General features: G+C 68.6%; 20 protein-coding genes. 10 read left to right on the top strand and 10 right to left on the bottom strand.

Annotation, left to right across the window (positions count from 1 at the left end):
* On the top strand, nucleotides 1–2,033 hold a 2,033-nt coding region (locus VSO01S_RS21640), incomplete at its 5' end, for a C1 family peptidase (RefSeq protein WP_068644867.1).
* Between the two features lie 21 nt (nucleotides 2,034–2,054).
* Here the strand turns inward: VSO01S_RS21640 and VSO01S_RS21635 are convergent.
* On the bottom strand, nucleotides 2,055–2,837 hold the full coding sequence (locus VSO01S_RS21635; RefSeq protein ID WP_068644866.1) for an FkbM family methyltransferase: 783 nt from the start codon (nucleotides 2,835–2,837) through the stop codon (nucleotides 2,055–2,057).
* A gap of 133 nt (nucleotides 2,838–2,970) precedes the next feature.
* Here VSO01S_RS21635 and VSO01S_RS21630 point away from each other — a divergent pair, with 133 nt between their 5' ends.
* From VSO01S_RS21630 to VSO01S_RS21615, 4 genes are read left to right on the top strand one after another with little or no spacing between them, the layout of a single operon-like run.
* Nucleotides 2,971–4,437, top strand: coding sequence for a cobyric acid synthase (locus tag VSO01S_RS21630; protein ID WP_068644865.1), 1,467 nt, complete (start codon nucleotides 2,971–2,973; stop codon nucleotides 4,435–4,437).
* The gene (gene cobT / locus VSO01S_RS21625) at nucleotides 4,434–5,519 is read left to right on the top strand and encodes a nicotinate-nucleotide--dimethylbenzimidazole phosphoribosyltransferase (protein WP_174544757.1); all 1,086 of its coding nucleotides are present in this window, start codon (nucleotides 4,434–4,436) and stop codon (nucleotides 5,517–5,519) included. The genes VSO01S_RS21630 and cobT overlap by 4 nt, the downstream gene beginning before the upstream one ends.
* On the top strand, nucleotides 5,516–6,313 hold the full coding sequence (locus VSO01S_RS21620; protein WP_068644864.1) for an adenosylcobinamide-GDP ribazoletransferase: 798 nt from the start codon (nucleotides 5,516–5,518) through the stop codon (nucleotides 6,311–6,313). The genes cobT and VSO01S_RS21620 overlap by 4 nt, the downstream gene beginning before the upstream one ends.
* 22 nt (nucleotides 6,314–6,335) lie before the next feature.
* A complete protein-coding gene (locus VSO01S_RS21615; protein WP_245684286.1) occupies nucleotides 6,336–6,893 on the top strand; it encodes a histidine phosphatase family protein in 558 nt (185 codons plus the stop codon).
* A 21-nt stretch (nucleotides 6,894–6,914) separates the two neighbouring features.
* Here the strand turns inward: VSO01S_RS21615 and nth are convergent, their stop codons facing one another.
* Nucleotides 6,915–7,562 (bottom strand): endonuclease III, encoded by a 648-nt coding sequence (gene nth, locus VSO01S_RS21610; RefSeq protein WP_068644869.1) that lies wholly within the window; start codon nucleotides 7,560–7,562, stop codon nucleotides 6,915–6,917.
* Nucleotides 7,563–7,721: 159 nt separating this feature from the next.
* Here nth and VSO01S_RS21605 point away from each other — a divergent pair, with 159 nt between their 5' ends.
* Genes VSO01S_RS21605 through VSO01S_RS21590 form a run of 4 tightly spaced genes read left to right on the top strand, consistent with a single transcriptional unit; the run spans nucleotide 7,722 to nucleotide 11,087 of the window.
* Nucleotides 7,722–8,717 (top strand): tripartite tricarboxylate transporter substrate binding protein, encoded by a 996-nt coding sequence (locus tag VSO01S_RS21605; RefSeq protein ID WP_068644863.1) that lies wholly within the window; start codon nucleotides 7,722–7,724, stop codon nucleotides 8,715–8,717.
* Nucleotides 8,718–8,727: 10 nt separating this feature from the next.
* Nucleotides 8,728–9,201, top strand: a complete 474-nt coding sequence (locus tag VSO01S_RS21600; protein WP_068644862.1) for a tripartite tricarboxylate transporter TctB family protein — start codon at nucleotides 8,728–8,730, stop codon at nucleotides 9,199–9,201.
* 21 nt (nucleotides 9,202–9,222) lie between these two features.
* A complete protein-coding gene (locus tag VSO01S_RS21595; RefSeq protein WP_068644861.1) occupies nucleotides 9,223–10,716 on the top strand; it encodes a tripartite tricarboxylate transporter permease in 1,494 nt (497 codons plus the stop codon).
* 26 nt (nucleotides 10,717–10,742) lie between these two features.
* Nucleotides 10,743–11,087 (top strand): copper-binding protein, encoded by a 345-nt coding sequence (locus VSO01S_RS21590; protein ID WP_068644860.1) that lies wholly within the window; start codon nucleotides 10,743–10,745, stop codon nucleotides 11,085–11,087.
* Between the two features lie 19 nt (nucleotides 11,088–11,106).
* Here the strand turns inward: VSO01S_RS21590 and VSO01S_RS21585 are convergent, their stop codons facing one another.
* The 3 genes from VSO01S_RS21585 to VSO01S_RS21575 are packed head-to-tail and all read right to left on the bottom strand — an operon-like array spanning nucleotide 11,107 to nucleotide 12,883.
* Nucleotides 11,107–11,883, bottom strand: coding sequence for an SIR2 family NAD-dependent protein deacylase (locus VSO01S_RS21585; RefSeq protein ID WP_068644859.1), 777 nt, complete (start codon nucleotides 11,881–11,883; stop codon nucleotides 11,107–11,109).
* Nucleotides 11,884–11,906: 23 nt separating this feature from the next.
* Nucleotides 11,907–12,329 carry a VOC family protein gene (locus VSO01S_RS21580; RefSeq protein ID WP_068644858.1) on the bottom strand — a complete coding sequence of 141 codons (423 nt, stop codon included), beginning with the start codon at nucleotides 12,327–12,329 and terminating at the stop codon, nucleotides 11,907–11,909.
* Nucleotides 12,326–12,883 carry a GNAT family N-acetyltransferase gene (locus tag VSO01S_RS21575; protein WP_068644868.1) on the bottom strand — a complete coding sequence of 186 codons (558 nt, stop codon included), beginning with the start codon at nucleotides 12,881–12,883 and terminating at the stop codon, nucleotides 12,326–12,328. Before VSO01S_RS21575 ends, VSO01S_RS21580 begins: the two co-directional genes overlap by 4 nt.
* 112 nt (nucleotides 12,884–12,995) lie before the next feature.
* Here VSO01S_RS21575 and VSO01S_RS21570 point away from each other — a divergent pair, with 112 nt between their 5' ends.
* On the top strand, nucleotides 12,996–14,186 hold the full coding sequence (locus VSO01S_RS21570) for an aminotransferase-like domain-containing protein (protein WP_068644857.1): 1,191 nt from the start codon (nucleotides 12,996–12,998) through the stop codon (nucleotides 14,184–14,186).
* Between the two features lie 27 nt (nucleotides 14,187–14,213).
* Here VSO01S_RS21570 and VSO01S_RS21565 read toward each other — a convergent pair whose 3' ends face one another.
* The 5 genes from VSO01S_RS21565 to mfd all read right to left on the bottom strand — a co-directional run.
* The gene (locus tag VSO01S_RS21565) at nucleotides 14,214–14,534 is read right to left on the bottom strand and encodes a hypothetical protein (RefSeq protein WP_068644856.1); all 321 of its coding nucleotides are present in this window, start codon (nucleotides 14,532–14,534) and stop codon (nucleotides 14,214–14,216) included.
* A complete protein-coding gene (locus VSO01S_RS21560; protein ID WP_068644855.1) occupies nucleotides 14,531–14,887 on the bottom strand; it encodes a hypothetical protein in 357 nt (118 codons plus the stop codon). Before VSO01S_RS21560 ends, VSO01S_RS21565 begins: the two co-directional genes overlap by 4 nt.
* Before the next feature lie 141 nt (nucleotides 14,888–15,028).
* On the bottom strand, nucleotides 15,029–16,102 hold the full coding sequence (locus VSO01S_RS21555; RefSeq protein WP_245684285.1) for an Ldh family oxidoreductase: 1,074 nt from the start codon (nucleotides 16,100–16,102) through the stop codon (nucleotides 15,029–15,031).
* Nucleotides 16,103–16,125: 23 nt separating this feature from the next.
* Nucleotides 16,126–16,848, bottom strand: coding sequence for a phosphoserine phosphatase SerB (gene serB, locus VSO01S_RS21550; protein WP_068644853.1), 723 nt, complete (start codon nucleotides 16,846–16,848; stop codon nucleotides 16,126–16,128).
* Nucleotides 16,845–19,364: transcription-repair coupling factor (mfd, locus tag VSO01S_RS21545; protein WP_068644852.1), on the bottom strand; the 2,520-nt coding region annotated here is incomplete at its 5' end. The genes mfd and serB, both read right to left, overlap by 4 nt.

Raw genomic sequence — 19,364 nt, 5'->3', positions numbered from 1 at the left:
CCATGGCCGCGGCCACCGCGATGCCGGTCAAGCCGGCACGCGCCCTGGATGCGCGCCGCGATCCGGTCGACCTGCGCGACCGGCCCTACCAGCCGCCACCGGTGAGCCTGCCCGACGAATGCCCGTCGTCCAAGGAGGTGGGCACGTACCTGAATATCTACACGCAGGCCAGGCTGATCCTGGACCAGGGGCAGGAGGGCGCCTGCACGGGTTTCGGCCTGGCCTGCGTCATCAACTACGCGCGCTGGCGCAAGGCGGGGCACCCGGCTGCGCTCGAATCGGTGAGCCCGCGCATGCTCTACAACTTCGCGCGCCGCTACGACGAATATGCCGGCGAGGATTACGACGGCTCCAGCTGCCGCGGCGCGCTCAAGGGCTGGTTCCACCACGGCGTGTGCCTGGAGGAAGACTGGCCCTACGAGGCCAGCGGCATCGCACGGCCGCGCTTCGGCTATGCGCAGCGCGCCAGCGACCTGACGCTGGGCGTGTACTACCGGATCGACACCAAGTCCATTACCGACATGCAGGCCGCCATCCACGAGGTCGGGGCGGTCTACGTGTCGGCCAACACGCACGAGGGCTGGCAGGCGGTGCCGGACCTGCGCGGCAGGAAGGTCACGCACGAGAGCCTGCCGGTGATTGAATGGAACGGGCAGCCGTCGCAGATCGGCGGCCATGCCTTCGCGCTGGTGGGCTTCAACACCCGGGGCTTCGTGGTGCAGAACTCCTGGGGCGAGCGCTGGGGCGCCGGCGGCTTCGCGCTGCTGCGCTACGAGGACTGGTTCGCCAACGGCATGGATGCCTGGGTGGCCGCCCTGGGTGTGCGCGGCGTGGTGCTGGGCCGCCTGGCCAGCAGCGGCGGCGCGGCGGGACGCGCGCGGGCCTGGGCGACGTCGCCCGCGGCCGTATGGGACGAGGCGCGGGCCTACGAGCACAGCGTGGTGTTCGGCAACGACGGGCGGGTCAGCCGCTACCTCACGCAGGACGAACTCAGCCGCGCCTTGCTGTATCAGGCCTGTGGCCTGCCGGACCAGTGGTTCCGCGATCCGTCAGCCCCCCAGTCGGCGGACGGCAGGAAGCGCCTGGTGATCTACGCGCACGGCGGGCTCAACAAGGAAGAGGCCGCCATCGACCGCGCGCGGGTGATGGGGCGCTACTTCGTTGGCAACGGCTGCTATCCGCTCTTCCTGGTGTGGAAGACGGGGTTGATGGAGTCCATCTGCGACGTCATCACCGACGCCTTCCAGCGCAAGCCGCAACTGGCCGGCGGCCTGCGCGACAGCCTGATCGAGGCTTCGGACATGCTGGTGGAAAAGACCATCGGCCGGCCCCTGGCGCGCCCGCTGTGGAGCGAGATGAAGGAGAACGCCGAGTTCTGCTGCAACCCCACGCGCGGCGGCGACCTGCTGGTGACGGCGCTCATGAACCTGGCGCAGACCTGGGGCGAGAAGCTGGAGATCCACCTGGTGGGCCATTCGGCCGGCTCGATCATCCTGGGGCACCTGCTGCAGGTGATGGCGGCGCGCGGCTTGGATGTGCGCGTGGCATCGGTCCATCTCTTCGCGCCGGCTTGCACCGTGCAGTTCGCCAACCGCCACTATGCGCCGCACAAGGAGCTGATGAAGCGGCTGTACCTGTCGATCCTCTCGGACAAGAACGAGCGCGACGACAATGTGGCGGCCATCTACCGCAAGTCGCTGCTGTACTTCGTCTCCAACGCGCTGGAGCCGGACATCCGCACCCCGCTGCTGGGCCTGGCCAACGTGCTGGACCCGGCCTACAACGCCTGGGACGGTTCCTCGGCCACCGGCGAGGCGCTGGGCAACTGGCGCAACGCGGTGGCGGCCTCGGGCCTGGGTGCGCGCACGCGGATCGTCGAGCCCGACAAGGTGACGGTGGCCGTGCCCGACCAGCGCATCAGCGCGAGCCATGGCGCCTTCGACAACGACGTCGACCAGATGAGCCAGACCTTGTCGCTCATCACAGGCCAGCCCGCGCTGGGCCTGCCGGTGACGGACCTGCGGGGGTTCTAGCGGCGACGCCTGGTGCGCGAATCAGTTGGGGCGCACGTACCAGTCGTCGAACTTCGACAGGTCCTCGTAGCGGCGGACGTAGCCGTGGCCGGTGAGCAGCTCGTGCAGCTTCTCGCGCATCGGCGTGAAGTTGTGTTCGCAAGTGATGACCCGGAAGGCGTACTTGTCGAAATCGAAGTGCTGCAGGATCTCGAATTCGCTGCCTTCGGTATCGATGGAGAGATAGTCGATCTGCTGGGGCGCGCCGTGCTTGGCCAGCAGGTCGGCCAGCGAGATGGTGTTCACGTTGTAGGTCTTGCCCCGTTCGCGGAACTGGGCATGCTGGTCGACGCCGCTGAAGGCATCGACGGTGGACAGCTCGGGCAATTCCACTTCATTGAATGTGAGCGTCGAGCCGGAGCTTTTCCAGACGCATGCGTCTTCGATGCTGGCGCTGCGGTTGCTGTGCAGCGCCTGGTGCCAGCAGCGAGCGGGCTCGGCCAGGATGCCGTGCCACGCGAATTCCTTTTCCAGCAGGTGGGTGTTGGAAAGATCCACGCCGTTGGTGGCGCCGAACTCCACGAAGAACCCGCCGCTCTTGAACTCCAGGTGCGACAGCACGAACAGGTCCTGCCGCAGTTGCGCCATGGAGTGGTCCATCAGCGCGAGCAGCCGCGACGCATGCTCGTGCGGCAGCGTACGCAGCAGTTGCAGGTCGTCGGCCGCGCTGGCGCGGGCGCGCAGATCCTCGAGCGTGCTGCGCCTGGCAACGTCGATGTCGAAGGCGTGCAGGCCCGACCGGATGGCACTGGTGATGAACGACATGGGGCAAAGCCTCCTTGCGGATCACAGATCCTTTTCAGTGTGGCACAGGATGTAGGTAATTGGTATTGCTGATTGCGGGCGGTTGAAACGCCGAGTTCGCGGTCCGACGCGCCGATCAAGCACACTCCGGGCCATGAATTCCCGATGCGTCATGGTCCTTGGCACCACCAGCGGTGCCGGCAAGAGCTGGCTGGGCACCGCCCTGTGCCGCTGGTATGCGCGCCAGGGCCTGAAGGTGGCCCCCTTCAAGGCGCAGAACATGAGCAACAACGCGCGCGTGGTGGCGGGCGGCGAGATCGGCAGCGCCCAGTACTTCCAGGCGCTGGCGGCCCGCGCCGAGCCCGACGTGCGCATGAACCCCGTGCTGCTCAAGCCCGAGCGCGACACGCACAGCCAGCTGGTGCTGCTGGGCCAGGTGCATGAAGAACTCACCGCCATGCCCTGGCGCGGCCGCAGCGAGCATGTGTGGCCGCACATCGCCCGCTCGCTCGATGCGCTGCGGGCCGACAACGATGTGGTGGTGATCGAAGGCGCCGGCTCGCCGGCCGAGATCAACCTGATGGCCTCGGACATCGTCAACCTGCGCGTGGCGCGCCATGCCGGTGCGCGCTGCCTGCTGGTGACCGACATCGACCGCGGCGGCGCCTTTGCCCACCTGTACGGCACCTGGGCGCTGATGCCGGAGGCCGACCGTGCGCTGTTGCGGGGCTTCGTGCTCAACCGCTTCCGGGGCGACGCATCGCTGCTGGCGCCGGCGCCGCAAGACCTGCAGCGCCTGACCGGCGTGCCCACGGTGGCCACGCTGCCCATGTGGCGCGGTCATGGCCTGCCCGAAGAAGACGGGTGGTATGGCGAAGAGGGTGCAGGCGGCACCGATTCGGCAACCGCGGCGCGCACCATCGCGGTGATCGCCTATCCGCGCATCAGCAATCTGGACGAGTTCCAGCCGCTGGCGCATTTGCCCGGCGTGCGCCTGCGCTGGGTGCGGCATCCGGCCCAGCTCGAAGGCGCCCACACCATCGTGCTGCCCGGCTCCAAGGCCACCAGCGCCGACCTGGCCTGGCTGCGCGCCCAGGGCCTGGACCGGGCCGTGGCCGCGCATGCCGCTGCGGGCGGCGCGGTGCTGGGCATCTGTGGCGGGCTGCAGATGCTGGGCGAGGCGCTGATCGATCCGCACGGCATCGACGGCAATGCGCCGGGCCTGGGGCTGCTGCCGCTGGTGACGGTGTTCGAGCGCGACAAGACGGTGCGGCGGCGCAGCGCCACCTTTGCAGATGCGCGGGGCGCCTGGTCCGCCCTGTCCGGCGTCACGGTGCAGGGCTATGAGATCCACCATGGCCAGACCGCGCAGCACCCCGCCATGGCGGCGGGCGGCCAGCTGGCGCAGCCGGTGCTGCAGGACGCGGGGCAGGGCCTGGGCTGGTGCAACGGCGTTGGCAACGTGCTGGGCTGCTACCTGCATGGCCTGTTCGAGGACCCGCAGGTGCTGCGCGCGTTGTTTGGCGCCGACGTACCGACCCTGGACAGCGTTTTCGACGGCCTGGCCGATTACATTGACGAACACTTCGACACAGGCGTTCTGCCTGGCCTGATTGCATGACCAACCACGACATCGACAACAACAAGAAGCTGGTGCCCCTGGTCCCCGACCTGCACGACACGGCGCTGACCGCGGCGCTGCTGCGCGCGCTGGACAACAAGACCAAGCCAGTGGGCGCCCTTGGGCGGCTGGAGGCGCTGGCGCTTCGCATCGGCCAGGTGCTGGGCAGCACCGAGCCGCGCCTCGCATCGCCGCAAATGCTGGTGTGCGCGGGCGACCATGGCCTGGCGGCGCGTGGCGTGTCGGCTTACCCGAGCGACGTCACCTGGCAGATGGTGCACAACTTCCTGCAGGGCGGTGCGGCGGTGAGCGTGCTGGCGCGCCAGCACGGCCTGGCGCTCACGGTGGTGGACTGCGGCGTGCGGCACGACTTCGAGCCGCAGCCGGGGCTCCTGATCCGCAAGGTGGCGCCGGGCACGGCCGACGCATCGGCCGGGCCGGCCATGACGATGGCGCAGTGCGAAGCGGCCATCGAGAACGGGCGTGCCATCGTGCGCGAGCTGCCGGGCAATGTGCTGCTGCTGGGCGAAATGGGCATCGGCAACACCTCGGCCGCCTCGATGCTGCTGTCGCGCCTGTGCGCCATTCCCCTGGAAACCTGCGTGGGCAACGGCACCGGCCTCGACACAGCAGGACTGGCGCGCAAGCAGGCGGTGCTGGCCGAAGTGCTGGCGCTGCATGAGGGCGCCAACAGTCCCCTGGAAGCACTGGCGGCCTTCGGCGGATTCGAGATCGCCACGCTGGTGGGCGCGGTGCTGGAGGCCGCGCTGCAGCGCCGCGTGATCGTGGTGGACGGATTCATCACCGGCGCCGCCGTGCTGGTGGCGCATGCGCTGCAGCCTCACGTGGTGCAGCGCTGCGTGGCGTCGCACGAATCGGCCGAGCCGGGCCATGCCTTGATGCTGCGCCATCTGGGGCTGGTGCCGCTGCTTCGACTGGAACTGCGCCTGGGCGAGGGCTCCGGCGCGGCGCTGGCCTGGCCGCTGCTGGAATCGGCCACCCGCATCCTGCGCGAGATGGCCAGCTTCGAGTCGGCCGGTGTCTCGCGCAAGGACGGAGACGAGCAGGGCGGTAGGCAGTGAACGGTGTCCGCCACTTTCTGCTGGCGCTGCAGTTCTTCACCCGCATTCCGGTGACCGGCGCGCTGGCGGCATGGGTGGGCTTCAGCCCGGCCATGCTGCGCGAGAGCGCCGGGCACTTTCCCGGCGTGGGCTGGGTGATCGGCGCGCTGGGTGCGGTGGTGTTCGGCCTGGCGCTGTACCTGCTGCCCGGCGAAGCCGGCGCCATGGCCGCCGCCTTGCTGTGCATGGTGGCCACCGTGTGGCTCACCGGCGCTTTTCACGAAGACGGCCTGGCCGATGTGGCCGACGGCCTGGGCGGCTCGCGCGATCGCGAGCGCGCGCTGGAGATCATGAAGGATTCGCGCATTGGCGCCTTCGGTGCCATTGCGCTGGTGCTGGCGCTGGGCCTCAAGGCGGCGCTGCTGGCCACCCTGGCGGGCCAGGACGAGGTGGCTGCCGTGGCGGCGCTGCTGGCGGCGCATGTGCTGTCACGCCTGGCGCCCCTGTTCGTCATCCGCAGCCTGCCCTATGTGGGCGGCAACGGCGGCAAGGCCAAGCCGCTGGCGGATGCGATCAGCACGGGTTCGATGGTGACGGCCTCGGCCTGGTCCCTGCCGGCCATGGCCTTGCTGTGGGCGACGCAGCCGCTGGCCAATGTGCTGGCGGCGGGCGTGCTGCTGGTGGCAGCGGTGGCCTGGCTCATCCACTACTTCCGCCAGCGGCTGGACGGCTTCACCGGCGATTGCCTGGGCGCCACCCAGCAGGTGTGCGAGCTGGCGATCTACCTGGCCCTGGCCGTGCAGCCTTCGCAATGATGATGATGAGGACGGCCAACGCATGACCATCCGGCTCTGGCTCCTGCGGCACGGTCCGGTGGAATGCGCCGAGGGCCTGTGCTATGGCGCGTCCGACGTGCATGCCTCGGAGCAGGCCTCGCGCGACATCGCGGACCGCGTGGCGCCCCAGTTGCCCCAAGGGGTGGAGCTCTATGCATCGCCGCTGTCGCGCTGCGCGCAGCTGGCCTTTGCGCTGGAAGCCCTGCGGCCCGACCTGCAGGCCCAGTTCGACACCCGCATTGCCGAAATGGACTTCGGCGCCTGGGAAGGCCAGGCCTGGAACGACATCTCGCGCGCCGAGTTCGACGGCTGGCTGGCCGACTTCGCGGCGGCGCGGCCGGGCGGCAGCGGCGAGAGCACCAACACCTTCATGGGCCGCGTGGGCGATGCCTACGACAGCTGGCGCGCCAGCGGGCGCGACGCCGCCTGGGTGACGCATGCCGGCGTGATGCGCGCCGTGCTGCTGCTGCACGAAGGCGTGCGCAAGGTGGAGCGGGCCGACCGGTGGCCGGCGCGCGCCATTGCGCTGGGGGAGTTGATGGTGATCGAGACGGATTGACTTCGCCGCGCGGCAGATCCCTCACGTGCCCTTGGGCGCCGGCGTCTTCGGCTTGAAATCGCAATACGCCGCCACCGCGCAGTCGTAGCACTTGGGCTTGCGTGCCACGCACACATAGCGGCCGTGCAGGATCAGCCAGTGGTGCGCATGCAGCCGGTACTCGGGCGGCACGCGCTTTTCCAGCTTCAGCTCCACCTCCAGCGGTGTCTTGCCGGGCGCGAGGCCTGTGCGGTTGCCCACGCGGAAGATGTGCGTGTCCACCGCGATGGTGGCTTCGCCAAAAGCGACGTTGAGCACCACGTTGGCCGTCTTGCGGCCCACGCCGGGCAGCGCCTCCAACTCGGCGCGGCTGCGGGGCACTTCACCGCCGTGCAGCTCCACCAGCATGCGGCTGGCCTGCACCAGGTGCCTGGCCTTGCTCTTGTAAAGGCCGATGGTCTTGATGTACTCGGCCAGGCCTTCTTCGCCCAAATCCACGATGGCCTGGGGCGTGTTGGCCACCGGGAAGAGCTTGCGGGTGGCCTTGTTCACGCCCACGTCGGTGGCCTGGGCGGACAGCAGGACGGCAGCCAGCAGCTCGAAGGGCGTGCTGTATTCCAGCTCGGTCTCCGGCGCCGGGTTGGCGGCCTGCAGCGTGGCAAAGAAGGGGGCGATGTTTTCTTTCTTCATGGGTGCGCGCGATGCTAGCGCCTGGCGCATTCCCCGAGCCAGGAAACCGATTTCAGAAGCACAGGGCCCGGCCGGCCGCAAGCCCGTGATTCGCCTAGTGCCGGCACCGGCGATGCATGCGAAAAAGACCGTCTCGCAAAGAAAGAACAGGAGACACGCATGCTCGCCAGATCACGTCGTTCCTTCTTGGTCCGCACCGCGGGCGCAGCCCTGGGCAGCCTGGCGCTGCTTGGTGCGGCGGCACCTGCGCAGGCGCAGGGCTACCCGTCGCGGCCCATCACCCTCATCGTGCCCTGGGGCGCCGGCGGCGGCACCGACGCCACCGCGCGCATCGTCGGCAGCCTGCTCGAAAAGGAGCTGGGCCAGCCGGTCACCGTGGTCAACCGCACAGGTGGCAGCGGCGTGGTGGGGCACGCGGCCATCGCCTCGGCCGCGCCCGACGGCTACACCGTCGGCATGGCCACGGTCGAGATCGGCATGATGCACTGGCAGGGCCTGACCGAGCTGACCGGCGCTTCTTACACGCCCATCGGCCTGGTCAACGCGGACCCCGCGGGCGTGCAGGTGCGGGCCGATGCGCCCTACAAGACCGTGCAGGACCTGCTGGCCGCCATCAAGGCCAACCCCGGCAAGTACAAGGCCTCGGGCACGGGGCAGGGCGGCATCTGGCACCTGGCCATTGCGGGCCTGCTGCGCGACCAGAAGATCGACCCGGCGGCCGTGCCCTGGGTGCCCAGCAACGGTGCAGCGCCCGGCCTGCAGGACATGGTGGCCGGCGGCGTGGAAATCGCGCCGGTGTCCTTGCCCGAGGCGCGCTCGCTCATCGATGCGGGCAAGGTCAAGAGCCTGGCCATCATGAGCGACAAGCCGGCAGGGCTGTACCCCAACGTGCCCACGCTCAAGTCCGCGATCGGCAGCGACTGGACCATGGCGGCCTGGCGCGGCATCGTCGCGCCCAAGGGCATTCCGAAGGAGGCGGGCGACAAGCTCTCGGCAGCCGTCAAGAAGGTGGCGGCGAGCAAGGAATACACCGAGTTCATGGCATCGCGCGGCTTCGGCGTGATCTATGCCGGGCCGGAGGAGTTCGCCAAGTTCATGGCCAAGTCGGATGCGGAACTGGGCGCCACGATGAAGGCCGTCGGCATCGCGAAGTAGTAGCGCCGCGATGAAGATCAACGACGCCGTCTTCGGCGCCCTGCTGCTGGCCCTGGGGGTTGCCGTGCTGCTCATCGTGCAGGGCTACCCCAAGATCCCGGGCCAGCAGGTGGGGCCGGGCTTGTTCCCGGGGCTGATCGCGTGCGGCCTGTGCATCGGCGGTGCGGCGCTGGTGGTGCGTGGCTGGCGCGATCGTGCGCGCATGGCCTGGTTCGCTGCCGGGCCCTGGGTGCGTTCGCCGCGCCATGTGCTGGCCCTGGCGGTCGTGCTGGGCGGCGTGCTGTTCTACATGTTCGCGGGCGAGCGGCTGGGCTTTCTGGTCTGCGCCAGCCTGCTGATGTGGGCCCTGATGTGTGCGCTGGGCGTGCCGCCGCTGCGGGCGCTGCTCATCGCGGTGGTGAGCGCGCTGGTCATCCACTTCGCCTTCTACAAGCTGCTTCGCGTGCCCTTGCCCTGGGGCGTGATGGGCGGCATCGCCTGGTAAGTCCAAGGAACCGCAACGCCCATGTCCAGCGCACTGCTGCAAGCCTTCTCGATGGTGTTCGAGCCCTACACCATCCTGGTGATGATCCTCGCCTCGCTGTTCGGGCTGTTCGTGGGGGCGGTGCCGGGGCTGTCGGCCACCATGGCGGTGGCGCTGCTGGTGCCGGTGACCTTCTTCATGCAGCCCATTCCGGCCATCGCGGCCATGGTCACGGCCACCGCCATGGCGATCTTCTCGGGCGACATTCCGGGCTGCCTGCTGCGCATTCCGGGCACGCCGGCCTCGGCGGCCTACACCGACGAGGCCTTCGCGCTCACCAGGAAGGGGCAGGCCGAGATGGCGCTGGGCGCAGGGCTGGTGTTCTCGGCCGTGGGCGGGCTGTTCGGCACCGCGGTGCTGATCGTGGCGTCGCCGGCACTGGCCGAGTTCGCACTCAACTTCAGCTCCTTCGAGTATTTCTGGCTGGTGCTGCTGGGGCTGACCTGCGCGGTGTTCATCACCTCCGACCGGCCGCTCAAGGGGCTCATCACGCTCATGCTGGGCCTGCTGGTGGCTTGCGTGGGGCTGGGCAACCCGGCGGGCTTTCCGCGCTTCACCTTCGGCAACACCGACATGACGGGTGGCATCGGCATGATCCCGATGATGATCGGCATGTTCGCCATCTCGGAGGTCATCCGCTTTGCGGTGGACACGCTGCCGCCGGGCGAGGTGGTGGTCGACAAGGTGGGCAGCGTGCTGGCGGGGCAATGGCGCCTGGCGAAGAAGTATCCGGTGCAGATCCTGCGCGGCAGCGCGCTGGGCACCGCCGTGGGCGCGCTGCCGGGCGCCGGCGCCGACATCGCGGCCTGGATGTCGTACGCGACGAGCAAGAAGTTCTCCAAGGAGCCGGAGAAGTTCGGCACCGGGCATGTGGAAGGCATCGTCGAATCGGGTTCGGCCAACAACAGCGCGCTGGCAGGGGCGTGGATTCCGGCGCTGGTGTTCGGCATTCCGGGCGACTCGATCACAGCCATCGTGATCGGGGTGCTCTACATGAAGAACATGAACCCCGGGCCGACGTTGTTCACCACCAACCCGCAGAACATCTACGCGGTGTTCATGCTGTTCATCATCGCCAACATCATCATGATTCCGCTGGGCATCCTGTGCATCAAGGTGGCCAAGCGCATCCTGAAGGTGCCGCGCAATGTGCTGATGCCGCTGATCCTCATCTTCTGCATCGTGGGCACCTTCGCCATCAACAACTCCGTGTTCGACATCGGCGTGATGCTGGTGGCCGGCATCGTGGCCTACCTGCTGGAGGAAAACGGCTTTCCCATTGCGCCCGCCATCCTGGGCGTGGTGCTGGGCGGCATGCTGGAAGAGAACTTCATCACCTCCATGATCAAGTCCGACGGCAACCTGCTGGCTTTCTTCATGCGGCCGATCGCGGCGGGGCTGGCGGTGGTGACGCTGCTGGTGTGGCTGGTGCCGATCATGCGGGGTGTGCTGGGCCGGCGGCCGGTGGCTGCGTAGGGCTCGGCTTGCGGGGCGGGGGCTTCATGTCGTCGAAACGTTCCACACGGTTTCTCGCCGCCTGCGCCCTGGCGATGGCGATGGGTTGCGCTGCCGCGCAGACGCAGGAGCCAGAGCCCGTCTACACGCGTGCCCGACTGACCTCCACCTTCGAGGAGGCGGGTGGCAAGCTCTACGTGCGGCTCAGGCTGCTGCCCAGGGCCAAGATTCCCTTCACGACGCAGGCCTTCAGGGTGCGAGATCCTTCACTCGTCGCGGGCCTCCCGGAGGGAGCGTGGGTCAAGTTCACCACCGCGCGGATCGACGGCGAGAACACGCTGACGTCGATCCATGTCGTGGAGGAGTGCAAGCGCTTCCAGCACTGCGACTGACGGACCGGTGGCAGGCGCTTCAGCCGGCCAGTTCGGTCAGCAGCGCCGGTATCGCCTCGCCCGCGGTGGCTCGCAAGAGCAGTTCGCCGGGCGATACGCGCAGGCTCGGGTCCGGGTTGATGACCGCCACTTGACCATCGGCCTGCCGCACCTCGACTGGCAGGCCGGCTGCCGGATAGACCTGGCTGGACGTGCCCACCACCAGCATCACGTCCGCGCGTGCGGCGGCCTGCATGGCCAGTTGCCAGGCGTGCTCGGGCAGCGATTCTCCGAACCAGACCACGCCCGGCCGGACCCTGCCGCCGCAGGCCTGGCACACGGGCGGTGCGATTCGCGGCGCCCGTTCGGGCTCTACTGCGCCTGCATCGAGGCGATGTGGCGCAGCGCAAGCCATGCAGCGCGGCGCGAACAGGCTGCCGTGAAGGTGGACCACGTTCGTGCAGCCGGCGCGTTCGTGCAGGTCGTCGACGTTCTGCGTCACCACGGTGAATTCGTCGAAGCGAGAAAGGGCCGACAGGCGCGCGAGCGCGAGATGGCCGGCATGCGGCTGCGCCGACATCACCTGGCGGCGCCGCGCTTCGTACCAGGCCCACACTGTGTCGGGGTCTTGCGCAAAGCCTTCGGGCGAGGCGAGCACGTAAGGATCGAAGCGGGCCCACAGACCCGTCTGTGCGTCGCGAAAGGTGGGGATGCCGCTTTCCGCTGACATGCCGGCGCCTGTCAGCACGACCACGCGCCTGGCCGATCTCAGCAAGTCGGCGAGGGTGGCAAGCGAAGCGGCGAATTCAGCGGACACGGTTCAGGCAAGGGGAGGGCGAGTCACTCGATCTCGGTCCATTGCGGATTCCAGACCACCTCCCACAGGTGCCCGTCCGGGTCCTGGAAATAGCCGGAATAGCCGCCCCAGAAGGTGTCGTGCGCCGCCTTGACGATGCGCGCGCCGGCCTGGACCGCCTGCGCCATCACCGCATCGACTTCTTCTTTCGATGCGACGTTGTGGCCGAGGGTGAATTCGGTCGGGCTGGGCGTGCTGGCCGGCAGGCCGGTGTCATGGGCGATGCTTTTGCGCGGCCACAACGCCAGGCGCAGGCCCCCACCCAGCTGGATGAAGACGACGGCGCCATGCTCGAACTGCTGGCCGACGATGCCCTCGGTCGCCAGGCCCAGCCCGTCGCGGTAGAAGCGCAGCGAGCGGTCCAGGTCGTCCACACCGACGGTGATCACGGTGATGCGCGGCTTCATGATGCGGCTCCTTCTTGCGTGGCGTCGAACGCCGGGTGGTAGCTGACCCGCCCGCTGGCTGCCCGTGCGCCCAGGGACAGGGACTGGAAATATTCCGGCGGCACGCCGTCCAGCACCAGGCCCTGGCCACTGCGGAACCCGAAGCGCCCGTAATAGTCCGGCTCGCCCAGCACCACGCAACCTTGCGCTCCCAGGCCGCGCAGGGCCGCGAGGCCGTCGCGCACGAGCGCACTTCCGATGCCGATGCCCTGCGCTTCGGGCAGCACCGACACTGGGCCCAGCCCCCACCAGTGCGGCGAGCCGTCGGAAATTGCCACGGGCGAGAAGGCGACATGGCCGACCACGCGCCCGGCTTGCTGCGCAACCAGCGAGACGCCAAGCGCGCCGGCCCGTCGCAGCGCGAGCACGATGTAGTGCTCGGTGTGGCTGGTGTGCGGCGCATGGCGAAAGGCCTTCTCGGTCACGTCGGTGATGGCGTCGATGTCCGAAGGCTCTTCGGAACGGATGTGGAATTCGGTCAAGGCGATGCGGCAATTCAAGGGACGGGCACGCATTCTGTACGCCTTTGCCAGGCCGGTGCCAGCCGCCGAAAAAGCCAGGCCCACGGCGCGGCGCGCGCTTCGTTGGACAATAGGCGCGTTGCCAACCCCAGCCAGTGAGTACCGCATGCAATTCGCCTCTCGCCTAGACAACGTCGAAACCTCCGCCATCCGCGAGCTGTTCAAGCTGCTGGGCAAGCCCGGCATCATCAGCTTTGCCGGCGGCTTTCCCGACAGCGCGATGTTCGACGTCGAAGGCCTGGCCGAAGCCAGCCGCCTGGCGCTGGAGCAGGAGCCGGGCGGTGCGCTGCAGTACGGCGCCACCGAAGGCTACGACCCGCTGCGCCAGCAGCTGTCTGCCTTCATGAAGGCCAAGGGCGTGGCGGTGGACCCGAGCGGCCTGATCGTCACCACCGGCAGCCAGCAGGCGCTGGACCTGCTGGGCAAGACGCTGGTCTCGCCCGGCGACAAGGTCATCGTCGAAGGCCCGACCTTCCTGGCCACCATCCAGTGCTTTCGCCTCTACGGCGCGCAGGTCGTCAGCGCGCCCATCGACGCCAGCGGCGTAAAGGTCGACGAGTTGGAGCAGCTCATCACCGAGCACAAGCCCAAGTTCGTCTACCTGATTCCCACCTTCGGCAACCCCAGCGGCGCCACGCTCACCCTGGAGCGCCGCAAGAAGGTGCTGGAACTGGCGGTCAAGCACAACACGCTCGTGGTCGAGGACGACCCGTACGGCGACCTGTACTTCGGCGGCAATGCGCCGCCGCCCTCGCTGATGTCGCTCACCGACCAGGTGCCCGGCAGCCGCGATCTGGTGGTGCACTGCGGCAGCCTGTCGAAGGTGTTGAGCCCGGGCCTGCGCATCGGCTGGATGATCGGCCCGGCCGAGCTGCTGGCCAAGGCCACCATGTGCAAGCAGTTCAGCGATGCGCACACCAGCACCTTTGCCCAGGCCACGGCCGCGCAGTACCTCAAGAGCGGCCGCATGCCGGCCACGCTGGCCACCGTGCGCGAGGTCTACGGCCAGCGCGCGCAGGCCATGGGCGCGGCACTCAAGCGAGAGCTGGGCGATGCCATCGAGTTCACGCAGCCCGGCGGCGGCCTGTTCTTCTGGGCCCGCCTGACCGGCGCGGGCGGCCGCATCGCCGATGCCAATGTGTTCGCCAAGCGCGCCATCGAGAAGCTGGTCGCCTTCGTGCCCGGCGCACCGTTCTTTGCCGAGAAGCCCGACCTGGCGACGCTGCGCCTGAGCTTCGCCACCGCCAACGTGGAGAAGATCGAGGAGGGCATCGCCCGCCTGGCGCAGGCGCTCTGACCGGCGCTCCGCGCCGGGGCCGGCCGGTCAACTGCGCTGCTTGTTCAGCGCGACTTCCAGCGTCTCGGGCGCGCAGTGGCCGTACTCGCAGCGCAGCCGCATGTGTTGCCCGTTTTCGCAGGCCACGCTGTAGCGTTCAAAGCCCGGCCCCTTGTCTTCGAGGATCGCCCTCGCGGGGCCTTGGCAGAACTTTTCCTTGGCGTAGGTCTCCGCGATGTAGGTGTCGCGTCCACCCGCAAGCGGACGCGCTGCGGGTTGTGGCTGCGGCCGAGGCGTGTAGGTCACGGTCACGTTGGGGTCGACGTTGCGATAGCCCTTGCGGGCCATGCAGTTGACCAGGGTCTTCATCTGAAGCGCGTCGTCGGCTCCTGCCGGGGCTTCCCGTCATCACCGAAGGCGATCATGCCAAGTCCTGAAACCACGGCGATGCCGACGAGCCCGAAGGGCACGAACATGCCCACGCCCATCACGATGACGTCCTCGACGTCGCTTCGTTCGCCGCGCACGCGAATCACGCGCACGTTCGAGGCCGCGGTGCGGCAATCGGCCACATCGAGGGCAAGCGCCTCGGGGTCGACGCCCTGCATGTCGACCATGGGCGCATAGGCCGCGCCGGAGCCCGTGCCCGGCGTGGTGGCGGGTTGCGTGGCGCAACCGCAGATCAGCGCTGTCGCGCACACAAGCGCCAGGTCTTTGCCCATGGAGTGCCCTCTTGCTTCGAATGCAGCGGGGCGCGATTTGAGCACACGTCCTGTTACTTGTGAAAGCGCAAGCGTTGCGCCGATGCACTTGCTTGAACTTTGGAACTAACAACCAGCGCGAAAGACGCGGCTGGTGCCTTCTCAGCGGCGCGTGCTGGCGAAGTCGATGCCGTATTTTTCGGCGAGCGGCGCCAGCGCAGGTGCGATGCCGGCGTGCAGGCGCACGCCTTCCTTCAACTGGCGTGCGCGCCGCGCCCGGCCCTGCTCGCCGGGCAGGCGCACCGGCCGTGCGGCGTCGATGGGCCGGTTGCTTCGGCAGGCATCGGCCACGTGGTCCATCTGGCGCAGGAATTCGCGCTTGCCGCCAAATGCTTCCAGATCATGCAGCGTGAGGTAGACCGTGGCGCCCCAGCCTTCCCTGGGGTCGGCCCGTCCATGCCCCGCCAGGCCGCCGGTGAGCGATTCGACGAGCAGCGCCAGGCCGTAGCCCTTGTGGCCATGGTCCAGGCCGCCGACGGGAAGCAGGGTGCCGGGCGGGTCGTCGAACAGCCACTGCGGATCGCGCCCGGGCCGGCCCTGCGCGTCGATCAGGCGGTCGGCATCGAATTTTTCGCCGGCGGCCCGCTTGCGGTTGCTCATGCCGTTGGTGGTGATGGACGCCGAGATGTCCACCATGACGCCGCCCTGTGTCAGCGGAAAGCCGAGGGCCAGCGGATCGGGCGTGAACACCGCCTGCGTGCCGCCGAAGGGCGCGACGCTGGCCGAGTTGGGGTCGGAGCAGGCCAGCACCGCCAGCATGCCTTCTTCCAGCGCACGCATCATGTAGACCGCCAGGCAGGCGATATGGTGGCTGCGGCGGATGACCAGCGTGGCGCTGCCCAACTGGCGGGCGCGCGGCAGCAGCAGGTCGATGCCCTGGTGCACCAGCCAGGGCCCGGGCAGGCGCTGCCCGTCCCACAGCACGGCGGCCGGCTTGTCGGAGACGACCAGCGGCGCGCCTTCGCGGCGCATGGTGCCGGCTTCCACTTCCTTCACATAGCCGGCGAGCAGCGCCAGGCCGTGGGTGTCGTGGCCGAGGAGGTCGCCATCGACCAGCGTCTGGGCCACGCTGCGCGCCAAGGGGGCCGCCATGCCGGCGCGCGTGAGCAGAGCGTCGGCGAAGTCCACCAGCGCGGCGGCGTCGTACAGGGGGGCCGGGTGCATCGGGGTGTTCATGTCGCGCCTTCGTGCAGGGTGGGCTACTTGAGGACTTCGAGCAGGCGATCGAGCCCGCCCTCGTTGATGGCGACCATGGCCTGCTCGCGCACCTTCGGCTTGGCGTGGTAGGCCACCGAGAGGCCGGCCTCGCCCATCATCGGCAGGTCGTTCGCGCCGTCGCCCACGGCGATGCATTCGCCCGGCGAGATGCCCATGAGCGAGGCCACCTCCAGCAGCGTACGGCGCTTCTCGACGCCGTCGCAGATGTCGCCCCAGCTCTGCTGGACGACCTGCCCGGTCAGGTGGCCGTCCGCCTCGTCCAGCAGGTTGGAGCGGGCGAAGTCGATGCAGAGGCGATCCTTCACGCGGTTGGCGAAGAAGGTGAAGCCGCCCGAGACCAGCAGCACTTTCATGCCGGCGGCCTTGCATGCGCCCACCAGCTGCTCGGCGCCCGGGTTCAGGCGCAGGCGCTGGTCGTAGACCTGCTGCAGCGAAGCCACCGGCACGCCCCTGAGCAGCGCCACACGGCGGCGAAGGCTTTCCTTGAAGTCCTTGATCTCGCCGCGCATGGTGGCTTCGGTGATGGCGGCCACCTCGGCCTTCTTGCCCACCGCGTCGGCGATCTCGTCGATGCATTCGATGTTGATCAGCGTCGAATCCATGTCGAAGGCGATCAGCTTGAAGTCGGCAAGGTAGAGCGGCGGGGTGAAGCGCTGGACGATCAGGCCCGGGGCAAACTCTTGCGGGACGGAGGCGATGCTCATGCGGGGATGCTCTCTTCCTTGTTGGTGGGTTGGCCCAGGCTGCGCAGCACGTCGCGCACCATCTGGGCCCGGTCCTTGGGTTCTTTCAGCTCGCGCTCGATGCGCAGCTTCTCGTTGCCGGCCAGCTTGATGTGCCGGTTCTTCTGGATGAGCTGGATGATGGCCATCGGGTCCACCGGCGGGTTGGGCCTGAACACGATGTTGATCACGCCCGGCGCCGCGTCCACCTTGGTCACGCCGTAGGGCCGCGCCAGCACGCGCAGGCGATGCACGTCGATCAGTGTCTGCGCCTGCGGCGGCAGCTTGCCGAAGCGGTCCACGATCTCTTCGAGCAGCGCGTCGATCTGCGCCGGCGTCTTGGCGGTGGCCAGCTTCTTGTAGAACGACAGGCGCAGGTGCACGTCGCCGCAGTAGTCGTCGGGCAGCAGGGCGGGCGCGTGCAGGTTGATCTCGGTGGTGACCGACAGCGGCGAGAGCAGGTCGGGCTCCTTGCCCGCCTTGAGCGAGCGCACCGCCTCGGACAGCATCTCGTTGTAGAGCTGGAAGCCGATCTCCATCATGTTGCCGCTCTGGTTTTCGCCCAGCACTTCGCCGGTGCCGCGGATCTCCAGGTCATGCATGGCCAGGTAGAAGCCCGAGCCCAGCTCTTCCATCTGCTGGATGGCCTCCAGCCGCTGCTGCGCCTGCTTGGTCAGCCCCTCGATGTCGGGGACCATCAGGTAGGCATAGGCCTGGTGGTGGCTGCGGCCCACGCGGCCGCGCAGCTGGTGCAGCTGCGCCAGGCCGAACTTGTCGGCACGGCTCATGACGATGGTGTTGGCCGTGGGCACGTCGATGCCGGTCTCGATGATGGTCGAGCACAGCAGGATGTTGTAGCGCTGGGCGACAAAGTCGCGCATCACGCGCTCCAGCTCGCGCTCGGGCATCTGGCCATGGGCCACGGCAATGCGTGCCTCGGGCAGGATCTCTTCGAGCTTCTGGCGGCGGTTCTCGATGGTCTCCACCTCGTTGTGCAGGAAGTAGACCTGCCCGCCGCGCTTGAGCTCGCGCAGCACCGCCTCGCGGATGACGCCGTTGTTCTCGCTGCGCACGAAGGTCTTGATGGCCAGGCGCCGCTGCGGCGCGGTGGCGATCACGCTCAGGTCGCGCAGGCCCTCCAGCGCCATGCCCAGCGTGCGCGGGATGGGCGTGGCGGTGAGGGTGAGCACGTCCACCTCGGCGCGCATCTGCTTCATCGCTTCCTTGTGGCGCACGCCGAAGCGGTGCTCCTCGTCGATGATGAGCAGGCCCAGGTTCTTGAACTTGACGCTTTCGGAGAGCAGCTTGTGCGTGCCCACCACGATGTCCACCGTGCCGTCGGCCAGGCCCTTGGCGGCGGCCGTGATCTCCTTGCCGGAGCGGAAGCGGCTCATCTCCGCCACCTTCACCGGCCACTTGCTGAAGCGATCCACCAGCGTCTGGTAGTGTTGCTCGGCCAGCAGCGTGGTGGGCGCCAGGAAGGCCACCTGCTTGCCGCCCGTGACCGCGACGAAGGCGGCGCGCAGCGCGACCTCGGTCTTGCCGAAGCCCACGTCGCCGCACACCAGGCGGTCCATCGGGCGCGGCGAGATCATGTCCTGGATGACGGCATGGATGGCCGCCTGCTGGTCGGCTGTTTCCTGGAAGCCGAAGTCGTTGGCGAAGGTCTCGTAGTCCTGCGCCGCGAAGCGGAAGGCATGGCCCTCGCGCGCGGCGCGGCGGGCGTAGATGTTGAGCAGCTCGGCCGCGGAGTCGCGCACCTGCTCGGCCGCCTTGCGCTTGGCCTTTTCCCATTGGCCCGAACCCAGCTTGTGCAGCGGCGCCTCGTCCGCGCTCACGCCGGTGTAGCGGCTCACCAGGTGAAGCTGCGAGACCGGCACGTACAGCGTGGCCTTGTCCGCATATTCGAGGTGCAGCATCTCCTGCAGGGCAGGCGTGCCGTCCGGGTTCTTCGAGCCCAGGTCCATGTTGACCAGGCCCCGGTAGCGGCCGATGCCGTGCGCGCTGTGCACCACCGGGTCGCCCACGTTGAGCTCGGACAGGTCCTTGATGAGCGCCTCGACATCGCTCACCTGTTCCTGCTTGCGGTTGCGCCGGCGCGTGCTGGGCGCGGTGGCGAAAAGCTCGGTCTCGGTGACGAAGTCGATGCCCGCCTCGCGCCAGGCAAAGCCGGCTGCCAGCGCGGCGGTGGCGATGCCGATCTTCTCGCCCGCATCGGCCTCGAACTCCGCCAGCGAATCGAAGGCCGGCGGGCTGATGCCGCTGGCGCGCAAAAAGTCCAGCAGGCTTTCGCGCCGGCCATCGCTTTCGGCGAGGACCAGCAGGCGGTGCGGGCTCGCGGCCAGGTGGGCTTTCAGGCGCGCCAGCGGCTCCTCGGCGCCGCGCACCACCGCCAGCGCGGGCAGGATGTCGAATTCGGCGTAAGGCGTTCCTCCTTCCCCCTCTGGGGGAAGGTTGGGATGGGGGCTCGCGCCGGCCGTGGATTGCGGCGTCGCGCT

The organism is Variovorax soli NBRC 106424, assembly GCF_001591385.1.
GTDB lineage: Bacteria > Pseudomonadota > Gammaproteobacteria > Burkholderiales > Burkholderiaceae_C > Variovorax > Variovorax soli.
Note: the sequence above shows the minus strand (reverse complement) of the source record. Positions and strands in the feature narration are given on the sequence as shown.

What these genes read in the sequence shown, in the direction of transcription:
- VSO01S_RS21635 (WP_068644866.1), bottom strand. Translation starts at nt 2,837, where the DNA reads ATGTCGTTCATCACCAGTGCCATCCGGTCGGGCCTGCACGCCTTCGAC.
- VSO01S_RS21630 (WP_068644865.1), top strand. Translation starts at nt 2,971, where the DNA reads ATGAATTCCCGATGCGTCATGGTCCTTGGCACCACCAGCGGTGCCGGC.
- cobT (WP_174544757.1), top strand. Translation starts at nt 4,434, where the DNA reads ATGACCAACCACGACATCGACAACAACAAGAAGCTGGTGCCCCTGGTC.
- VSO01S_RS21615 (WP_245684286.1), top strand. Translation starts at nt 6,336, where the DNA reads ATGACCATCCGGCTCTGGCTCCTGCGGCACGGTCCGGTGGAATGCGCC.
- nth (WP_068644869.1), bottom strand. Translation starts at nt 7,562, where the DNA reads ATGAAGAAAGAAAACATCGCCCCCTTCTTTGCCACGCTGCAGGCCGCC.
- VSO01S_RS21605 (WP_068644863.1), top strand. Translation starts at nt 7,722, where the DNA reads ATGCTCGCCAGATCACGTCGTTCCTTCTTGGTCCGCACCGCGGGCGCA.
- VSO01S_RS21600 (WP_068644862.1), top strand. Translation starts at nt 8,728, where the DNA reads ATGAAGATCAACGACGCCGTCTTCGGCGCCCTGCTGCTGGCCCTGGGG.
- VSO01S_RS21595 (WP_068644861.1), top strand. Translation starts at nt 9,223, where the DNA reads ATGTCCAGCGCACTGCTGCAAGCCTTCTCGATGGTGTTCGAGCCCTAC.
- VSO01S_RS21590 (WP_068644860.1), top strand. Translation starts at nt 10,743, where the DNA reads ATGTCGTCGAAACGTTCCACACGGTTTCTCGCCGCCTGCGCCCTGGCG.
- VSO01S_RS21580 (WP_068644858.1), bottom strand. Translation starts at nt 12,329, where the DNA reads ATGAAGCCGCGCATCACCGTGATCACCGTCGGTGTGGACGACCTGGAC.
- VSO01S_RS21575 (WP_068644868.1), bottom strand. Translation starts at nt 12,883, where the DNA reads ATGCGTGCCCGTCCCTTGAATTGCCGCATCGCCTTGACCGAATTCCAC.
- VSO01S_RS21570 (WP_068644857.1), top strand. Translation starts at nt 12,996, where the DNA reads ATGCAATTCGCCTCTCGCCTAGACAACGTCGAAACCTCCGCCATCCGC.
- VSO01S_RS21565 (WP_068644856.1), bottom strand. Translation starts at nt 14,534, where the DNA reads ATGAAGACCCTGGTCAACTGCATGGCCCGCAAGGGCTATCGCAACGTC.
- VSO01S_RS21560 (WP_068644855.1), bottom strand. Translation starts at nt 14,887, where the DNA reads ATGGGCAAAGACCTGGCGCTTGTGTGCGCGACAGCGCTGATCTGCGGT.
- VSO01S_RS21555 (WP_245684285.1), bottom strand. Translation starts at nt 16,102, where the DNA reads ATGAACACCCCGATGCACCCGGCCCCCCTGTACGACGCCGCCGCGCTG.
- serB (WP_068644853.1), bottom strand. Translation starts at nt 16,848, where the DNA reads ATGAGCATCGCCTCCGTCCCGCAAGAGTTTGCCCCGGGCCTGATCGTC.